Source organism: Arthrobacter sp. 9V, assembly GCF_902506065.1.
Classification (GTDB): Bacteria; Actinomycetota; Actinomycetes; order Actinomycetales; family Micrococcaceae; genus Arthrobacter.
Genome location: NZ_LR732912.1, coordinates 1004582 through 1024398, shown reverse-complemented (window position 1 = coordinate 1024398; position 19817 = coordinate 1004582). Strand labels below are relative to the sequence as shown.

The window sequence follows — 19817 nt, the reverse complement described above, 5'->3', positions numbered from 1 at the left end:
GTTCTGCGGCCGTTGTTTGTTCAAAGAGGGTCACGAAGCAGCGACCTCCACGAGCAGCTATGGCAAACGGTAAAGGAACGCTGCCATGGCGTCGCGGTTGATGGGCTCCATCGGCTGGTACCAGTAATTGTTCTCCCCTAGCTGCCAGCCAGAGGAAATTCCCGCAACGCTCATCCAGACCATTTCTTTGTAGAACAGCTGGCCTGAATCAAGGTCCTTGAAAGGTGGATTCATCGGCGCTTCATAGTCGGGCTTGTTGACCAACCTGTACAGGAAGGCAGCCATCGCGTCGCGTTTGATCGGGGTCAGCGGTTTGTAGTACCGCGCCCCGCCCTCAGTCCACCCGGATGAAATGCCGGTTTCTGCCAACCATGCCATCTCCTTGTAGAACTGCTGCGTGGTTGCAACGTCCTTGAAGGGGGATTGTGCGGGAGGTGTGTAGTCCGGCGAGCCGGCCGCACGGTACAGGAATGCTGCCATTGCGTCACGGTTGATGGGAGTCACCGGTCGGTATGAGACGGATTTGTCCGCCTCTATCCAACCGGTAGAGATCTTGCGGTCTGCAAGCCAGGACATTTCCTTGTAGAACTGCTGGGTGGTTGCCACGTCCCGGAAGGGTGAAACCGCAGGCGCCGTAAATTCCGGTCCCTTTGCGCTGAAGTATGCTTTCCACTCCGAAGTCGCCCCGTTGAGCACTGCAAAACCGTTCTTCGGAACGGCCGTAATTTTGGCCTGTCCTCGAGCGGGGTGGGTTCCGGCTTGGAGCGTTTTGCCATCTACCTGGTAGTCCATGGTCTCTGACTCCGGAATGGTGAAGCGATCGTTGCCCATGTACGGAGCTTCGGCGAACACTACGGCTTCAGGCGTTACAGCCTTGTCAGCGGCAACTACAACAGCTGTCGGCTGGCTGAACATGTCCAACAGTGAGTAAGGGGTTTTGGATCCCATGACGTGCACTGAGAGTGTGCTGCCGATGTCTTCACTGGTCAGGGTATAACTAGGCGCGTTGGATACGTTCTGACCGGTGGTGCCAGGCTTGTTGCGGGTCCAACTATATGTCAAGTCCACAGGGGCCGGGCCCCACGTACCCGGGTTGGCCGTCAGAGTGCTTCCCTCGTATGCCGAGCCCGTGATAACAGGCACGCTACCAAACAAGGTCCCTGGAGCCACCTGAGCTGTCGGCTCCGAGGTTGCGGAAACGGCCGGTACGAACCTCTTGGTGGCAGTAACAGTGACCGTGATGGTGGCTTGGTAGTCATCCTCTGTCACCCAAAAACCGGGGCCGGTTGCTCCGGGAATGGGTGTCCCCCAACGGTTCCATTGATAGTTCCACGTGGCATCGTAGGTGTTGCCCCAGTTGCCAGGTTCAGCAGTCAACAACTTGCCGACAGCAGCCTCGCCTGAAATTGTGGGGGTGCCCGCTGTGATCGGTGCAGCCTCAGCAGCGAGGTTGGCAAGAGTGGCGTTAGCATCAACCAAGCCGGCTCCGCAGCCGCAGCCGTTGATTGGCCGAGCTTTGGCCTTGAGCCTCTGCTCAACATCTGCAGGCGTTAGAGCAGGCAATGTTGAATACATCATTGCTGCCACCGCCGCTACCTGCGGGGCGGCCATGGAGCTGCCCTCCATGTAGAAGTAGCCCTCGGAGTTAGGGGTAACCGAACCGTCATTGAGTGTGGACAGGATTCCGTCGGAACCGATGCTGGTCATGTCTCCGCCGGGAGCTGCGACGTCTACATTTATGCCGAAGTTGGAGTACGACGCCTTGAGCCCATCGCGTGTGCTCGCACCAACCACCAGCACATTCTTACAGTTGGCAGGGCTGACCTTTGATGCGTCGACGCCCTCGTTGCCCGCAGCCACCACAACTGAGGCGCCCTTGCTCCGGGCAAAATCTGCTGCGTTTTGGTAAATAGTGGAGCAGGGCGCAAGGCCGCCGAGGCTCAGGTTGATGACGTTCGCTGGATTCGCGTTGGCCGGGGCTCCCGAAACAGTTCCGCCCGCAGCCCAAACGATCGAGTCTGCGATGTCGGAAGCGTATCCGCCGCAGATGCCCAGTGCGCGCACTGGAACAACTTTCGCCTTCGGAGCCACGCCTGCGACGCCCTTATTGTTTCCCGCAACAGCTGCCACAAGTCCAGCCACATGGGTTCCGTGCCACGAGGAAGCATAACCGGGCCATCCGGGCTCGCACTCCCCGTAGTAGGTGGCGTCGCCCTCATCTGCCGGATTCGAATCGCGTCCGTTGGAGTCACCGGCAACGAAAGGATCGTGAATCATGTCATAGCCAGGCAAAATGTTGGCGTTCAGATCTGAGTGGTTTGTAATTCCGGTATCGATGACCGCAACCACGCTCCCTGTCCCCTGGCTGACATCCCATGCCCCGAGGACCCGCATCCCGCCGCTGGCGGCGCTGCTGTGCGCCCATTGGTAGGAGTACAACGGGTCGTTGGGTGGTGTAGCGAATGGCCTCATGATGACGTCCGGTTCGGCGTACTCAACGCTGGGATCAGCGGCTAACGCGGAGACCAGTGCACCCGCCTCTTGAGCACCGAGCTTCTTGTCCGTTTTCACCACCTCTTCACCTGTGGCAAGGGTGCGTACGGCTTCCACGGGGACACCAAGTGTTCCAGCGGCTCGGTTCAAGGATGATTTCCGGTCAAGCGATTGCACGCCCGCGCGTTCCTTGAATTTCACGATGAATTGGTCGGTGGGAAGGACCGAGGATTCGGTGGACATAGTCCGTGGTGCCGCACTGGGCACAGGTACCGGGGTCTCATCCGCTATGGCCGGGAGCGCCGGTAGGGCAGCTCCAACAATTGCGATAATGCCGGCAAGAATTACTTGAGAGCGCATACTGGCTCTCCGTCGGATCTGCATGAAACAGCGCCCTCTGCTCAAACGCCCCCAAGAGCGCGGAAAAATGGCCGCGAGAGTGCGGCCAGCATGAGTTTAGCTACAGTTTGGACTTTCCTGCGAATTCCCTGTGAGTCTCTCTCGGCTTGGCGTAAACCTTTAGCCCTCCTCAGGGGAGCAAACCAACCATTTCAGGTTTCAAGGCCTCTGCGGTGCGCTCCAAAAGGAGCAGGAAGCCGCTCCTAAAATGATTAATAGTTACGCCGGTGCTTCAGCCGCGGAATGGCGACGGCGAACACCACCGCCGCTGCGAAGCCCAGTACGCCAGTGGCCCAGACACCCGCCGACAATGAGAATGCAGCCGTTAAGCCGGACAGCAACACGGGTCCTCCGGTGCCGCCTGAGTCGGCCATGAATCGCCAGATCCCCAGAAAGTGGCTCCGGCCGTTGTCCGGCGAGAAGTCTGCACCAAGCGTCATGATGAGCCCCGAGCTGATGCCGTTGCCGAACCCGATGAGCAAGGCCACCAAGAGGAGCGGGACGAACCCTGCGGTGAAAGGCACCAAAATCAGCGCGGTTCCCATGATCAACGTTGAGGGAATGGCAACCCACTGACGCCCCTTCCTGTCCATGAGTTTCCCGGCGGGGTAGAACACCAGCATGTCGATCGCTCCGGACAGGCCGAAGATGAGTGATGCATGCGTGGCGTCGAGCCCCAGGTTGTCCGCCCACAGCGGGATGACTACCTGTCTCGATGCTCGCAATGCACTCAAGAGCAGGATGCCGAAACCAACCGTCAGGAACACACCCGCATGGGAAACCGCGACGCTCCGCAAGGTGGACGCAGGAGGCCGTGGACCGCCGTCGGATGTTCCGGGGGCGACCAGGTCAGGGATGCTGAGCGACAAAACGGCCGCGGCCATCATGCCGCCAAAGCCCACCCAATACGCACCGCTGATCCCGGCGAACTGCATGACGCCCGCACCCACGAACGGCCCGATGAAAAGGCCGATCCTGGTTACACCGCCCAAGGTTGAGAGGGCTCGCGCGCGGAACATGACCGGGACTGCCTCGGTGAGGAACTTCTGCCTTGCTAGGTTGAAGACGCTGGCCGACATACCCACCAACGTCATGGACGCGGCCAACAGCCATAGTCCCTGCTCCATTTGCGGGGCGAACGCTGCCGCGCCCAAGGCAATCGCACCCACAGCGCCGGCTCCGACGATCGACCAACGCTCACCGAATTTCTCGGTGATGATCGACGCCGGAATGTTGAATAGCCACGAGCCCAACCCGATCAAGGTCACGATCAATGCCGATACCGCCACCGATGCGCCGAGGTCGCGCGCCGAGAGCGCTATGACCGGGAGGACGGCCCCTTCGCCGATGCAGAAGAGCACAGCCGGCCCAAATGCGGGTAGGGCTACGCTGCGGAGGCTGAAGGTTTTGTCTGCTTGGGTGGTGGTCATCCCTTTCATCCTATGACCGCCCCCTCTACGTGGAGGGGCAGCATTACGTTTCACGGTTCTGCTCGAGGGCTCGCACCCTTTACCGCTGGGCGCTCCCCTTCGTTGCCGGGAGCGCACCACTTCCCGCCAAACGCACCAGAGGTTACGGGGGCAATCGGCGGGTACGGTAGCGACGGGCAAAGGGGTCGGGCGTTAGGTCGGGCGTTGGGAGTGGCTTGCAGGACTGGAAGCTCCTACCGACCCCGTGGCGCACCCTTTACCGCCCGGCGCTCCCCTTCGTGGTCCGGGTCGCACCACTTCCCGCCAACCGCACCGGAGGTTACGGGGGCAATCGGCGGGTACGGTAGCGACGGGCAAAGGGGTCGGGCGTTGAGAGTGGCTTGCGGGACTGGAAGGTCCTACCGACCCCTGTGGCGCACCCTTTACCGCCCGGCGCTCCCCTTCGTGGTCCGGGTCGCACCACTTCCCGCCAAACGCACCAGAGGTTACGGGGGCGATCGGCGGGTACGGTAGCGACGGGCAAAGGGGTCGGGCGTTAGGTCGGGCGTTGGGAGTGGCTTGCAGGACTGGAAGCTCCTACCGACCCCGTGGCGCACCCTTTACCGCCCGACGCTCCCCTTCGTGGTCCGGATCGCACCACTTCCCGCCAACCGCACCAGAGGTTACGGGGGCGATCGGCGGGTACGGTAGCGATGACCAATGGGAGAGCGCGGAAGTGGGTGCGCGGGAGTTCGAGAGTTCGGAAGTTCGGCCGGATGCTCGCAGTTGTTGCGGCTCCGGAAGGCCGGAGCCGCAACAACTACATGCGATGTGAGATTACTTCCTTGGCTTAGCGGCGGTTAGCCACTGCCTTGCGGCGACCGAATGCTGCCAGCACCAGCCCCATCAGGAGCAGGGCTCCTGCGATGAGAACCCACTGACCGTTCAGGCCCGTGTTAGCCAGGGTGTTGGCACTTCCGACGGCGGTGGAAGCTGCCGCGGTCCGTGCACTCTGGTGGGCGCTTTGGACCGCCACGGTGCTGGTTGTGCTGGTTTGGGCGGCAACACCAGTGTTCGTGGTGCCCACAGGAGCGTTGATTCCCGTTTCTCCACCAGCGTCAAGACCACCACCAAGAGGCGGGTTGACGGCGGGCGGGTTCACAACCGGAGGAGTAACTACCGGCGGGTTAACCACAGGAGGAGTAACTACCGGCGGGTTAACCACAGGAGGAGTAACTACCGGCGGGTTCACAACCGGAGGAGTAACGACCGGCGGGTTCACAACCGGAGGCGTAACCACAGGAGGAGTAACAACCGGCGGGTTCACAACCGGAGGATTCACCGTGCCCGTGGATCCTCCTCCAATTCCCACCGAGGTGGAACCAATGGTTACCGGAGCCGTGATCGGAATGATCAGTTGAGTGCCGGAAAGGATACCGTCGCTGCCGGAGGTGGTGCTGCCGGACGTGGTGCCGGTCGGAGCGGTTCCGCCGGTGTTCGTGGCGGAGGAGTCACCGAGCACACCAGCCGAGGTGGAACCCAAGTCGATCGGCACAGTCACAGGAGCAACAACCTGGGTACCCGAACCAATGCCATCCGAACCCGAGGTGGTGCTGCCCGACGTGGCGCCGGTCGGAGTGGTTCCGCCGGTGGTGCCGGTCGGAACGGTTCCGGTGTTCGTGGCGGAGGAGTCACCGAGCACACCAGCCGAGGTGGAACCCAAGTTGATCGGCACAGTCACAGGAGCAACAACCTGGGTACCTGAACCAATGCCATCGGAACCCGACGTGGTGCTGCCGGAGGTGGTGCCGGTCGAAGCCGGAGCCGAAGACCCGGTGGTACCGGAAGACCCGGTGTTCGTGGCCGAGGAGTCACCCAGCACACCAGCCGAAGTGGATCCCAAGTTGATCGGCACAGTCACAGGAGCAACAACCTGGGTACCCGAACCAATGCCATCCGAACCCGAGGTGGTGCTGCCCGACGTGGTGCCGGTCGAAGCCGGAGCCGAAGACCCGGTGGTACCGGAAGACCCGGTGTTCGTAGCGGAAGAGTCACCCAGCAGCCCAGCCGAGGTGGAACCCAGGCTGATCGGCACAGTCACAGGAGCAACAACCTGGGTACCCGAAGCAACACCATCCGAACCCGAAGTCGAAGCACCGGAAGCGGAAGAAGGAGCCGTAGTACCAGCAGATCCAGCCGAGCCGGAGGCGGTGGAACCGGAGGTGGCGGATGAGTCGCCGCCGACACCCACGGCAGTGGCTCCGATGTTAACAGGGACCGAAATCGGAGCCACTACCTGAGCGCCGGACGCGATACCCTCTCCCCCCGACGTCGTTGCCTGCGCCGGAGCCGCAGCCGGAACCGCAGCGGGAGCCGGAGCAGGAGCTGATGATGTAGCAACCGTGTCGCCGAGTACACCGGCGGAGGTGGCTCCCAGCGTGACGGGAATAGTCACCGGCGCAACTACTTGGGTTCCCGAGGCGATACCGTCGGAACCGCTGGTGCTGGCTGCCGGCGTCGAACTTGTTGCCGCCGCAGGTGCGGGAGCGGCAGGTGTGGCTGAGCTCGCCGCAGTGGAGCCCCCCAGCAGACCCACTGACGACGAGCCCAGGTTTATGGGCACCGTTACCGGAGCGACTATCTGCGTTCCGGAGCCGATGCTGTTGGAACCGTTGGTGCTGGCAGCTGGAGCAGAAGCACCTGAACCTGCAGCAGGTGCCGGCGCGGACGTCGTAGCTGCTGAATCCCCCAACAGTCCAAGTGAGGTTCCGCCGAGGCTGATCGGCGCTGTTACTGGCGCCACCACTTGCGTGCCGGACAGGAGCCCGTCCTTGCCGCTGGTGGTGTCCGCGGCGTTTGCCGCGGTGGCGCTGAGGACGATCATGCCCCCGGCAAAGCATGTGCCGATGAGGCACTTGCGTATGGTCGTGTTCATTGTGATTCTCTCCTGAAGACGTTGTTCCCATGGGCGTCCGAGTGACGGATCGCCTGAATGACCGTCTGCCGCGAAGAGCTGCGCGGCTGGTTTGGGAACTAGTCAGGAGAGGAGCCGGGATCGAAGCACACCGGCTTTGGATGTTGTTCATCGCCGGCCGTTGCCAGGCCGGGAAGAGCGTCGACGGGAATGATCAGGGCGCCCTGCAAGAATGCTGCTGCCGGGCTTGGCGGACCGTTTTGGGAGCTCCCGGAACCAGCCCCCGTGAGGCTACCGGGTACTGCGGCGGGGTCGGATGGCAGTTCCACAGGCGACGCGGGATCGGCGGGTGAGGAAGTGCCGCCGAACACCGCGGTGATCCCGGTGGGACCGAAGTTTCGAGCGGGGTTCAGCAACGCTGACACGCCGGCGTTCACCCCTGGCGCCGTGGCGCTTAGGCCTGGTTTGCCGGTCTCAAGAACCGTTGAATTTACGACGCCGGTAGTCGCCTGAGCGCCGGCGTCCGCCGTGGCGGGGGCAACAGCAGCGTCATTTCCGGAAGCCCCGGGAGATGCAGGTGCTGCGACGGGAGCTTCAACTACCGGAGGAGCCGGCGGGACAGCTACCGGAGGAACTGCCACCGGGGGAACCGCTACAGGCGGAGCCACGGGTTCGACGGGAGTCAGCACGGTGTCCACCACGCCCACAATCGGATCCACAATCGGGGTTACCACGTCCGTGACGGGTTCCAGCCGAGCGGGTTCCAAAATCTGATTCACCGGCGGCACAACTACGTTGACGGTGTGATCCACGGTGTTGGTGACAGGTGCCACCACCGTATTCACAACCGTTCCAGCAGTGTCCGGCGGGACCACATGGTTGACAACGGGCACTGCTGAAACCACCTGATCAACGTTGCCGCCGACGTGTTCCACGAGGGGTGTCACGGCAGGTAGCTGAACGTTGATCTGGTTGGTGGGTACTAGTCCCTTGACCACGTTGGGCAGCGGCACGTTCGGCACCGGAATACTCACGGATGTTGAGGACGTGACACTGCCCAAAAGGGTTTTGTCAGTAGTTCCGGTATCCGCACTCGCTGCGGTTGCGGAAAGTGCCATCCAGATTGCGGTTCCAGCACCCGCGACCATGACTGAGCGGAGAATGCTGGTAGCACGCGGGAAAACGCGTGAACCCTTCATCTCGACACCCCCAGGTAGTCGCGAACCAATGGTCGCCTTCATCCTAGGACGGGTTTAAGCGATTCGTCCATGGCTGGGAGTAAACAAAATGACAAATTTGTCAGGAACCTTGTTTTATGAAGGATAAGAGCCGGTCTTTCCCGGCCCGAAGTCCGGAGTGCCCAATGAAGAACGTCCATGTGTGTTGGTTTCCTGAAGCCGCTTGATGAACCAGCGCGATTGTTCCGGGCCATAGGGCAGCACGGGAATGGCCTTTGTTGCGTCGGAAGGCATATCGCGAATGGACTGCGTTGCTTGCCTTACCGCGGTGCTCATGGTGTCAGCCATGGTTTTGACGAACTCGTCGCTGGCAGGTTCACCGTGCCCCGGGACCAGGAATTCGTACCGGTGGCGCAGGGCCGAGATGTGCCGCAGGGCATCGGCCCATTCCTCCGGATACGAGTCCTCGAACGAGGGGTGCGCCCCCTGCTCTACGAGGTCGCCCACATACAGGGTGGAGCTGGTGCCAACAAGGAGGTCGCCGTCTGTGTGGGCCCGGCCCAGGTAGAAGAGCGTGGCTGTGATGCCGCCGAGGTCAACCAGGACAGGCTGGTCGTGGACCAAAGCGTTGGGGACAACGATGTCGACGGCGTCGCCCTCCCCCGCCGCCATCTCGGGTTCATTGGTGGCTACGAAGCGTCGCTGGTTATCGGCGTCCCGTTCGATGGTTGCCGCACAGTTGGCGTGCGCCCAAAACTCCGTGACGCCGTCGTCGGCAAATACTGCGTTGCCGAAGAAGTGGTCGTAGTGGGCGTGGGTGTTCACCACCACCAGCGGAAGCTGGGTCTTTTCGCGGACTGCGGCGAGGATCTCCCGGCCTTGGCGGGGGCCGCAGCCGGTGTCGATGACCATGGCGAGCTCTGAGCCCACCACAAGCCCGGTGTTGAGTAACGATCCCTCGGTTTCCAAGACGTAGTTGTCCGGTCCGAGTTCTAGCCAAGCTGACAATTCGTGCTCCGTATCCACTGCAATCCGGCGATGTTCAGGCCTCTACTCTACCCACGGAAACCGTGCGGATGCTGGAAGGCAGGCGGATGTTCGTTAGCGCCGCAGCAGCCTGAGCTTTCGACCCACACGCACCAGCAAGGACGACTTCAGGGTCTGAAGCTCGTGGTGAAGGTGGTCGCGTTCTGCCTGGAGGTGGTCGCGTTCCGACTCTTTTGCCGCCAGCGATTGCGTGAGTTGGTTCAGTTCGTCCCGCTGCCGATCTCGGTCCGCTTCCGCCGCGCCAAGGCTTCCACGGGTGTCTTCCAGCACGTGGGTCAGCCCATAGAGCTCTACGGACTGGTGGCCAATGTGCAGTTCGTTGTTGGCCGTCAGCCGGGCCACAGCGGGGTGCTCACCGGATGCGAGTTCCAGCAGGGCCGGTTCCGGCGTGACCAGAACCGGCGCCTCCGGCTGGGCCCCTTTCAGGGTCTCGACGACGGCGTCCCACCAGTTGCGTTGGAAGTCACGTTGCCCAGGGCTTTGTTCCTTCAGGTAGGAACGGATGTGGTGACGGTCCGACCAAAACTGATCAACGAACACGTCGAACTCCGGAGTGGCCAAGTGCCGCAGGGACCGCATGGTGTGGCCGAGTCCCCAGTTGGCCAGTGCGCCGCCGATGCGCACCTCGCCGTAGTAGTCAACAGCGATGCCCAGGCAAGGAACACCTGCCGAGAGTGCGAAAACGATGGGGTGGTACCGGCTAGCCACCACAATCTCGGCCCGCATGGTCAGCGACGCGGACTCCTCTGCGGACAGCTGGCCGCAGACCATCACGTTCTCAGTGGTCATCCTCTGCCGGATGTCCTGGTGCATCTCGATGTCGATGTCTGCTTGGCCCGGATGGGACATGTGCGGGATCATCACCACGTCCAGATCCCCGGCGTCGGCAATCCTGTCCAGCACCTCTGCCATGCGCTGGTTGAAAACGTCCTTATCCATGGCTCCGGTGCCCGGCGCGAACGTGGCTACCAGGAAAGGTCGGCCCGGTTGTGGCTTGTACGTTGCCTGATCCAGCTCCAGAGCGGCGGGAAGGGCGTGGTCCACCTCAAAGAAGCTCGCGTCGTCGAGCGTTAAGCCAGCCGGAACGTCAGCGTTCCGCATCAGTTCCCACGAGGTTTGTTCGCGGACACTGGTAAGTGTTGCTGAGCGGAAAAGCTCCACTACGGTCTCGTGGTCCGGGCCTGTGAGGACGGGCCCAACCGTTTGTCCGGAAATGATGAGCGGCTTACCTAGGGCCTTGGCGATGGCGCCCACTGCTGCCCGTTCGTAGAGCAGCCAGCCGTAGGGGGAGGTCATGTTCCCGCCGCCGGCGATCACCACGCCGTCGCAGGTCTTTATGGTCTGGATGAGCGCGTGGACCTGATCCTCGGCGGGCAGGGCACTCATGTCTCCCGCAAGGATGGCCCGGATTTCACGTAAGTATGTTTCGCGCCGGTGAGGGGGCCACGGGAATTCGAGCGTCTTCACGGACGAGGTGCCAAAGATCCGGGTGCTCTGCTCCGGGTCCCGGGACAACAGCACGATGTCCGAAACTCCCCTGGCGCGCAGTTCGTCCACCACGGCATGGGTCATGGCTTCGTCGCCCACGTGATAAACGGGCTGGCCAATATCTCCCAGAACTACAACTCGCACGACACTCCGGTGGTAGAGAAGCAAAAAACAGCTTCCAGCGTACCGGGTTATTGGTGAGCGGGTAGCTCAAAGGGAGGAATCAGGATCCGATACTTGCTCGGAATATCCCGAGCCCGGAGGTAGATCCGGCAGGAAGCAAATCATTTCCGAACGTCGAAAAGACTACGTACCGCCCATCGCCGGACATCGACTGTTGAATGTGCCATTCGTTCACAGCATCACCGGACGGTGTGGCACTGACCAGTCGCAAACTACCCGTCGTCATATCGCGAACATACACGTCTTCAGCTTCCTTGCTCTCACCAGTGAGCATGTCATAACCGCTGGCAATGAAGCTCACAAAGCGTCCATCATCTGAAATGGAGGGGCCAAAGGACCAGTCGTTGGCGGGTTTACCCTCCGGCGGCACAGAAACGGTCCTCGTCAGGTTCAAGACCATGTCCCTTACGAACACGTCGTTGGTGTCTTTGACCTCTGCTGGTTCATCCCCGTCGAGGTCTGAAGCGAAGGAGCTGAACGCAACGTACCTGCCGTCTCCGGAAATCGAAGGAGCATACGAGGAGCTATCTGCGACTCCACCGCCGGGGTTTGCGGAGACAAGCCGCGTGGTGCCGTGCTCCAAGTCGCGTACAAACACGTCGCTGTAGGTGGCAGGCGAATCACCTTCCGCCAGATCATCGCTGGATGACGAAAATGCTACGAATCGCCCATCTGCGGACATGGAAGCAGAACTCGACCAGCCGTTACTTGGTACACCTAGCGAGGTCACTGAGACGAGACGTGACGTCTGCGTGGCGGTGTCCCTAACAAACACATCGCTTGAGGAATTGGCGTCACCGGCCACTAAATTCTGGGCAGTTGAAGTAAAGGCAACGAGCCGACCATCGGCTGAGATCGACGGGCCGATGGACTGACCGTTACCTGCAGTGCCCGTCGGGGTAGCTGAGACCAAGGCAGTGTGGCCAGCCACCATGTCGCGAACAAAGACATCGCTCAACTTACTGGAATCTGCCGGAACGAGGTCTGAAGCTCCGGAGGTAAACGCGATGTAGCGGCCATCTGCTGAAATGGACGGTTCATGTGACTTTGCATTTCCAGTGGCTCCCGAAGGAGTGGCAGAGACCAAACGAGTGACACCAGTCTGCATGTCCCGCACGAAGACATCCTCCACGTCATTGCTGTCCCCGCCTGGCGCCAGATCGGGAGAAGCAGATATGAAAGCTACGAATCGACCATCCGCGGACACAGCAGGTGTGGCTGGCATGTCTACGCCAACTGTGCCTCCAGCCGTTAGGTTCACCAGATCGATCGTCCCCTGACCTGGCACGGTCGGTGTTGGCGTTGGCGTTGGTGTCGGCGTGGGGTTGGGGTTTGTTGGTTCGGGTTGGATGACAGTGGTGCCTTGGCAAGGGTTCGCGGTGAACAGGGGCCATGATTTTGTGATGGTGGCTTCCCATTCGCCGAGGTTGAAGCCCATGATTTCGATGCCCGCGGTCACTCCGAGCCGGCCTTCGACGCCGAGTTCCAAGGGGCAGGTCCAGGAGAGGGGCTGCCCGCTGGCGGCGGTGACGGTGATGGTGGTGGTGGCGTAGGGTCCCATTCCGAACGTGATCCCGACGATGCCGTAGAGCTTGATCGTGGCGTCAAAATCCAGGGACGCCCGCGCGGTCAGGGATGCCGAGGCTTTGTATTGATTCTGGATCCCTGCAGTGGAGGGCTTGTCATTGACCAGGTTGAACGAGCCATTGTTGTATTTGAACCCGTGGTTACTGGAAACCGTCTGCGACGAGGAAAACACCACCTGCGCGTTCCCGTCCAGGGAGAAGTTCGCATTCATTACTGCCTCGGCGTTGACTGCCACCGGGACCGGGCCGGCCATGAACGTGAACACTGCGTTTAGCTGACCTAGCTTGGCGGTCACCTGGCCTTTCAACGATCCTTCTGCTGCGACGGAGTTTTCGGCTTTGATCGAGGGTGTGATGACCACGGAGACTTCCTTCAAGCTCAGGAAGGCGGTTTGTAAGGTCATCTTCGCGGTGGCCTTTGCCGTGACCGAGGACTTCAACGTCACCGATCCGTCGCCGGTCAGGGGTGCGCCGGGTTTGCCGAACTCGCCCTTCACGGTCTTCTTGAACGTCATCGACTTGTTGAACACATCGGCTGAAGTTTCCGCGAACGGCCGCGCCATCTCCTCGCCCGGTGCTGGGCCGGTTCGTGTTGCGGCAGGGGCGGCGTCAGGTTCAACCACGACGTCGGGCTCCGGGACGAACTCCGAACTCACCGGAGTGGCGGCTACTTCGAGCAAACCCCCGGTGGAGACCACCGCTTCGGGCAGGGTAGCGGGCTTGGTCTTGACCAGGGTGGTTCCGCCCGGATCCCTCACTACCTGGACCACCCGGACCAACAACCCGTCCGGGGTGCCGGTAGTGACACCGGAGACCAGCACGTCATTGGGTTTGATGTCCGTGGCCTGATCCGAGGGAAGGACCACGGTGTTCGCGCTGACCTGCGCGGTTTGGAGTTGGGCTGGTTCCAGGATCTCAACATCCGGGGCCACCGTCACCGTCCCGGCCGCGGGATTGGCCGGGTCCGCAGGTGCTTTCTGCCCCGCGTACCGGTAGAGGAACGCGGCCATCGCATCACGGGCGATCCCGGTCAACGGCCGGTACTCCCGCACACCATTACCAACATCCCAGCCCGTGGAAATCCCGGACCCGGCCAGCCAGGTGATCTCCTGATAGAACCCGCCACCAGCCGGAACATCCGCGAACGGAGACACCGCGGGGGCTGTGAACGCTGGCTTGTCCGCGTACCGGTACAAGAACGCGGCCATCGCGTCACGGGCGATCGGGGACAACGGCCGGTACTCCCGCTTCCCGCCACCGAGAGCCCAGCCCGTGGAAATACCCTCCGAGGCCAGCCAGGTGATCTCTTTATAGAACGCAGCCCCTGCCGGGACATCCGTGAATGGGGACACCGTGGGCGCGGTGAACGCCGGTGATCCGGCATGACGGTACAGGAACGCGGCCATCGCGTCCCGGGCAATGGACTCTAACGGACGGTACTGCCGCACCCCGGACCCGGCATCCCAACCCGTGGAAATACCCGACGCCGCCAACCACGAAATCTCCGTAGCGAACTGCGATTCGGTTGGGACGTCAGAGAACGACACCACACTCTCCACCACCGGATCCGCAGCCACCGCCGGCGGCAGCACCACCAAACCCGGCCCCACCACCAACACCACCACAGCAACCAACCACGCCACACCACGACGAAACACCGCAACCCCCACACATTTTGAAAGTATTCAGGACTAAAGAAGGAGCTGCCATGGACGGCGACACCTGGAGGTACGAAGCGGCCGGCACCAGATTTTTGGTGCCGGCCGCTTCGCTGGAAGGGAACTAGCTTGGATTGAACTTCGAGTTGTAGCGGTACATGAAGGCCGCCATGGCATCTCGGTTGACCGCGTTCAGAGGACGGAAGGTTTTACTGCCGTCCCCTTCTGTCCAACCTGTGCTGATGCCTTGGGCTGCCAGCCAAGTGATTTCCTTGTAGAACTGGCTGCTGGTGGGCACATCCGCGAAGGGTGAAGTAGCCGGCGGAGTGAACGCCGGTTTGCCTGCCAGCCGATACATGAAGGCTGCCATCGCGTCACGGTTGACAGCCTGAAGGGGACGGTAGGTTTTGCTCCCGTCGGCTTCGGTCCATCCGGTAGAGACGCCCTTGTCAGCCAGCCAGGTGATTTCTTTGTAGAACTGGCTGCTGGTGGGCACATCCGCGAAGGGTGAAGTAGCCGGCGGAGTGAACGCCGGTTTGCCTGCCAGCCGATACATGAACGCTGCCATCGCGTCACGGTTGACGGGTGAGAGCGGCCGGAAGGTCTTGGAGCCGTCCGTTTCCGTCCAGCCGGTGCTGATGCCAGCCGTGGCCATCCAGCTGATCTCCGTGCTGAATTGCCCGCCGGCGGGTACGTCGGCGAAGCCGGTTCCGGCGTTGCCTGCTGTGGCGAAGCTGAGAGTCCCGATGTCAGTGTTGGTACCCACTGTGGTGGCAACGGTCGAGGCAGCCCCTTCGGTCTTCACGTTGCCGGAGAAAATGGTCCCCAGGGAACCTGAAGGACGGGTAGGAATCATGTTGGCCGAGACGAGGTAGCTTCCTGTGCTGAGCCCTGTCACCTTAAACGTGCCGTCGGCGCTGGTGTTGGCACCTCGGGTAACCAGCGAACCATCTTTGGTGTACACGCGGACAGGAACGTTATTCAACGGCTGGCCATCCGTGCCCACAATCTTGCCCGTGAGCGTGCCTCCGATCTTCGCTGTGGTGGTTAGCCCTGATTTGGCTTCACCCGTAGCCACTGTGACCTGTGTTGCCGAAGCGGCGCCCAATGACTCGGCCTTGTCCTTGTAAAAGGATGCTTCCAAGTCGGTGCTGAGGCCGCTGGAACGGTTGAACTCAATGGAGTAAGAGCCGGCGGGAAGGCGGTTGAAGGAGAAGCTTCCGTTGTCCGCCACCGCAGTCTGCCCCATAACACCGGAGCCACCAACGAGTGAGGCGTATTTGTATTGGCTGGAAGAGCCCGCTGGAATAGCCAATGTTCCCGATACCACCGCGCCGGAAACGAGGGTCTCGTCTGAAACCGACTGAATCTGCCCGGTTGTGACAGTCACGGCTGCAGACGAGGCTGCATCCAACTTTTGGCCGAGCCATTGGTGTACCAGGTTTTGGTCTTGTGCTGTGTAGTCCAACTTGTATGAGCCGGCGGCCAGGCCGCTGATGTTGAATGCCCCGGTACTGTCCGGTACGGCGCTGCCACCATAAGCCTTGGTCTCCGCGTTTGTTGCCGTTACGCGGACTCCAGTGACAGAGAAGCCTGAAGGCACTATCACCTTGCCCTTGACTTGGGCCCCCGCAAGCAGCGTCTGGCTAATGCCTGTTACCGGGACAGAGGGCGGCACCTCAATCGGAGTGGCTGTTGCAAATGTTGCCCCTTGAGGCCCGTAGTAGGCATCTACAATCGGGCGGAAGTCTCCTCCGCCGTTCCAGTAGAAGTTTGCCTTGTAGGTAGCGGGCTCGAGTCCACCGATGCTGTAGTCGCCGTTGGCTTTGACGAAACCGTATCCGCTATAGCCGGAGGGTACGCTCGAGAGACTGACAACAATCTTTGTGACGTCCACGCCGCCGGGAACAGTCACTTTTCCGGAGACGATGCCGGCCGCTGCCAACGTGATGTTCTGGCCCGTGACATTGCCTTGTTTGGGAACGTTAACCAGCGTCGCTGAGGACCACTGCTTTCCGCCCAGGAAGCTTGAAATGATGGGGCTGGGACTGGAATCCTGGTTTTCGTTACCCCAGTAGAAACTCAGCCGGTACTGCCCGGCAATCATATTCGCGAGCGAGTAGGTACCGTCTGCTTTCAGGGAAGCCCTGTAGGTGCGATATTCACCCTCCCGCGAGGCCTCCACAGTGATCTTTGTGGCATCTACGCCGGCAGGGACCGTCGCCTTACCGCTTACGGTAGCGCCGGTGTTCAGGACTGCGGAGACATTTGCTTGTGTCTGCCCTGCGGCCAGCGTAATTGTCTGGGCTGTGGATGCCAATTCCTTATCGTCATACCATTCCACAACATTGACCGGGATCCCACCGCCTTCCCCGTAGGCACTGAACTGGACCTTGTAGTTACCGGGTGCCAACCCGTCCAGGGTGTAAGACCCGGAACCGCTCCATATCCGGGTTTCGCCTACGTACATATCGTCCTTGTAAGCGTCGACGATGATCATGCTGGCGCTCAGACCAGCCTGCATTTGCACGCTGCCGCTAATGCTGGCAGTTCCAACAGCGACGGCGGCCGGCGCGCCGAGGAACGATGCTGCGAGGAGTGATAAACCGGCCACGGGCACAAGTAATTGCCGCGAAAGTTTGCTTGGTTTCAAGAGTGCCCCCATATATTTGGTTTTCGACGCCGAGTCAAGTCAAGTTGTTGCGTCAGCCACATGCTATTTCTTATACGGCGGGCCTGTCGATCATGGGGGAAAATTGTGCAATCATTACGCCGCATTCGGGAGTCAACTTCCGGTAATGGTCGGTTGGCACTCATTGTTGTGACGTTATTGGTCGCAGCACCATTGTTTATGCTCCCCGACGGGCTCTACAGGTTCGTGCTGCCAAAACTTGCCATTTTGTTTCTCGCGCTGTGCCTAGGCCTCCTGGTCCCCCCGACTTCCAGACTGGGTGGTCCTGCATCGCTGACTCTGGCCGCCCTGGTAGCCAGTTATGTCATTGCCGCACTGAGTTCGGCGGATCCGGGAGCTGCCCTCCTTGGAAGGTGGCCGCGGTACGAAGGTCTTCCCGTCCTGCTGTTGTATGTGGGTCTATTGGTGGCAGGTGCGAGGATGCTTAGTGGTTCTTCGGCTTCGAAAACCAGGCGGTATCTGGTTTATGGACTGTGCTTCAGCATGCTCATTCTGGTGCCCATTGCCGTAGCGGAAGCCGCTGGTCTCAGGCCCCTGGGCGGGGGCGACGATATACGTCCGGGAGCCACCTTGGGGAATGCCACAGATTTGGGCTTGGTGGGCCTGGTGGCGTGCTTGCTGCTTCTACCCTCGGCGCTATGGTCCAAGAATAGATTGGTGCAAATAGGTGCGGCTGCGGCGGGGGTTGTGACGGTGGCTTCCGGTTCACGCGCTTGCATCCTTGTTGTGGTTCTTTGCGGAATTGTGCTCATCGGGACTAAGGCGTGGCAGTTGTTCACCTCCGGAAGAAGGGTTCAGGCCATTGCTGCTGTAACAGGATTCTTGATCGTCGCTGCAGCTTTGTCATGGTCCATTCCTTCGGTCGCGGAGCGTTTGTTTAGCACAGGAACCGTTACTGGTCGCGTGTACCTCTGGGAGGCATCCATCCAAGCTTTGTCCAGCAACGCATTTTTAGGGCTCGGCGCAGGACAATTCGTTGATGTATTGCCTTCCCATCTCTCTGACGCATTTGCCAAGAACGTGGGAACTGAGTTCCCGGCGGATAGCCCGCATATGATCCTGTTGCAGTTGACCAGTGCCGGGGGACTGCTGTTCCTCCTTGCTGCCGCAGCGCTCATGGTGATAGTGATCGCGGTGGGAATCAGCCGTATCCGCGCCAAACCAATGAACGAGCACAGACTGTTTCTAGTCGGTGCCCTGACAGCTGTATGCGGTTACGGATTCGCCCTCATGACCCACTTCACCTCGCCCGGAACAACCGCGCTGGTGTGTGTTTTAGCGGGCGCCATCCTTGGCAGGTCTCCCGTCAGAGAGGAGACCACAGAGGCTCGTCCGGGGAGAGTTCTTCACACCACACGCCTAACCGCGGCCGGGCTGGCACTGGTGGGAGCTATCGTCGCTGCTGTTGGGGCGAGTGCAGAGTTGCCCATGAAGATGGGAACTGACTTGGCTGCCAAGGGCGGGATTTCGCAAGCGGCTCAGGCATTCGAACAAAGCAAAGCCATACGTCCCTGGGACCAGGACGTCGATCTTCTTGCCGCACAAGCGTTCGCTGTCCGGGCTGTTAAGGGCGATGCCACAGCGGGAGCCGCCGCAGTCACGTGGGCGAGCGCCGCCGTCGAGCGTCATCCGTCCTCTACGGAGGCACTTACTGCACTGGCCATCGGACAGCTGGGGACCGGCGATGTTGAGGCCGCCAGGAAAACCCTGGACAGCCAGATTGACCGCTCACCCTGGACGTCAGAGCCCTACCTGCTCCGTGGTCTGTCCAAAGCAAGCGAGCAAGACCTGTCAGGGGCCCTCGCCGATCTTGAACGTGCGGCAGCCCTGACGCCGAAGCCGGAACGAGCGCTCGCAATCCTCTCCGAGCTGTACGTTGTGGCTGGTGAGCCGGAGAAAGCCGCTGAAGTAGAGGGCCGGCTGGCCCGGCTTCGGTAGCACCTCAAGAAGCGGCCGGCTTTGGTTCCTACCAAGGCCGGCCGTTTTGGTGCAACGGGCCACTAGTTTGCGTTGAACTTCGAGTTGTACCGGTACATGAAAGCGGCCATGGCATCACGATTGACGGATTCGTTAGGCCTATACGTTTTGGTGCCGTTGTCCTCGGTCCAGCCTGTGGAAATGCCGGTGGCGGCAAGCCAACTGATTTCTTTGAAGAACTGCCTATCCGGCAAAACGTCAGAGAACGGTGAATTCGACGGCGGGGTGAAGTCGGGGGATCCGGCGAGTCGGTACATGAAGGCAGCCATTGCATCGCGGGTGACAGACCCGGCTGAGCCGAACAACAGCGCCCCGCCAAAGCTGACGTAGCCCTGGCTGATGCCCTCGTCGGCCACCCAACAGACTTCCTTGTAGAACATGGATTCGGCGTAGATGTCCGCGTACGGCGATTCGCTGGGTGGTGTGTATTCGGGTGAGCCCACCAAGCGATACATGAAGGCGGCCATGGCGTCGCGGTTAATGGACTGAAGGGGCCGGAACATGCTGGTCCCGTCGGGCTGGAGCCAGCCAGTGGAGATGCCGTTCTCGGCCAGCCACGTGATTTCCGTGTAGAACTGCGAATCAGTGGCCACGTCCGTAAAGACTGGAACATCGGTGTCTGCAGCGGTTGCTTGGACTCGGCCCAGGTTCGAACCTAGGGTCACAGAGCTCGGCTGCGCCGAAGCTGATCCTGCGGCCAGGCCGGAGGACGCGATGGCCAGGGCGATCACGGCAGCCGCCACTCCCGCAGATGCAACTCTCATGATGGAGCCTTTCGCTTTCTTGACGAGTG

10 protein-coding genes are annotated in these 19817 nt (G+C 61.0%); 1 reads left to right on the top strand and 9 read right to left on the bottom strand.

What is annotated here, in order from left to right; genetic code table 11:
- Positions 1–57 precede the first annotated feature (57 nt).
- The 8 genes from BACI9J_RS04800 to BACI9J_RS04765 form a co-directional block, all read right to left on the bottom strand.
- Positions 58–2877, bottom strand: coding sequence for a S8 family serine peptidase (locus BACI9J_RS04800; RefSeq protein WP_159733406.1), 2820 nt, complete (start codon positions 2875–2877; stop codon positions 58–60).
- A gap of 227 nt (positions 2878–3104) precedes the next feature.
- Positions 3105–4322 carry an MFS transporter gene (locus BACI9J_RS04795; protein ID WP_159733405.1) on the bottom strand — a complete coding sequence of 406 codons (1218 nt, stop codon included), beginning with the start codon at positions 4320–4322 and terminating at the stop codon, positions 3105–3107.
- 829 nt (positions 4323–5151) lie between these two features.
- Complete coding sequence (locus BACI9J_RS04790) at positions 5152–7236, bottom strand: cell wall anchor protein (protein ID WP_201296511.1); 2085 nt, start codon at positions 7234–7236, stop codon at positions 5152–5154.
- A 98-nt stretch (positions 7237–7334) separates the two neighbouring features.
- A complete protein-coding gene (locus tag BACI9J_RS04785) occupies positions 7335–8333 on the bottom strand; it encodes a hypothetical protein (protein WP_236558472.1) in 999 nt (332 codons plus the stop codon).
- 195 nt (positions 8334–8528) lie between these two features.
- Positions 8529–9401, bottom strand: a complete 873-nt coding sequence (locus BACI9J_RS04780) for an MBL fold metallo-hydrolase (protein WP_236558470.1) — start codon at positions 9399–9401, stop codon at positions 8529–8531.
- A 93-nt stretch (positions 9402–9494) separates the two neighbouring features.
- On the bottom strand, positions 9495–11072 hold the full coding sequence (locus tag BACI9J_RS04775) for a polysaccharide pyruvyl transferase family protein (RefSeq protein WP_236558460.1): 1578 nt from the start codon (positions 11070–11072) through the stop codon (positions 9495–9497).
- Positions 11073–11151: 79 nt separating this feature from the next.
- Complete coding sequence (locus BACI9J_RS04770; RefSeq protein ID WP_328699818.1) at positions 11152–14103, bottom strand: S-layer homology domain-containing protein; 2952 nt, start codon at positions 14101–14103, stop codon at positions 11152–11154.
- Positions 14104–14479: 376 nt separating this feature from the next.
- Positions 14480–16879: an S-layer homology domain-containing protein gene (locus BACI9J_RS04765; protein WP_159736361.1), complete on the bottom strand. Its 2400-nt coding sequence runs from the start codon at positions 16877–16879 to the stop codon at positions 14480–14482.
- A gap of 282 nt (positions 16880–17161) precedes the next feature.
- Between BACI9J_RS04765 and BACI9J_RS04760 the strand changes: the two genes are divergently transcribed.
- Positions 17162–18985, top strand: a complete 1824-nt coding sequence (locus BACI9J_RS04760; protein WP_236558457.1) for an O-antigen ligase family protein — start codon at positions 17162–17164, stop codon at positions 18983–18985.
- A gap of 62 nt (positions 18986–19047) precedes the next feature.
- Here BACI9J_RS04760 and BACI9J_RS04755 read toward each other — a convergent pair whose 3' ends face one another.
- Positions 19048–19788, bottom strand: coding sequence for an S-layer homology domain-containing protein (locus tag BACI9J_RS04755; protein ID WP_159733397.1), 741 nt, complete (start codon positions 19786–19788; stop codon positions 19048–19050).
- Between the last annotated feature and the right edge of the window lie 29 nt (positions 19789–19817).

Bases quoted from the DNA above. Each gene is read 5' to 3' on its own strand.
- BACI9J_RS04800 (WP_159733406.1), bottom strand. From the start codon at position 2,877: ATGCAGATCCGACGGAGAGCCAGTATGCGCTCTCAAGTAATTCTTGCC.
- BACI9J_RS04795 (WP_159733405.1), bottom strand. From the start codon at position 4,322: ATGACCACCACCCAAGCAGACAAAACCTTCAGCCTCCGCAGCGTAGCC.
- BACI9J_RS04790 (WP_201296511.1), bottom strand. From the start codon at position 7,236: ATGAACACGACCATACGCAAGTGCCTCATCGGCACATGCTTTGCCGGG.
- BACI9J_RS04785 (WP_236558472.1), bottom strand. From the start codon at position 8,333: ATGGCACTTTCCGCAACCGCAGCGAGTGCGGATACCGGAACTACTGAC.
- BACI9J_RS04770 (WP_328699818.1), bottom strand. From the start codon at position 14,103: ATGGCCGCGTTCCTGTACCGTCATGCCGGATCACCGGCGTTCACCGCG.
- BACI9J_RS04765 (WP_159736361.1), bottom strand. From the start codon at position 16,879: ATGCAGGCTGGTCTGAGCGCCAGCATGATCATCGTCGACGCTTACAAG.
- BACI9J_RS04755 (WP_159733397.1), bottom strand. From the start codon at position 19,788: ATGAGAGTTGCATCTGCGGGAGTGGCGGCTGCCGTGATCGCCCTGGCC.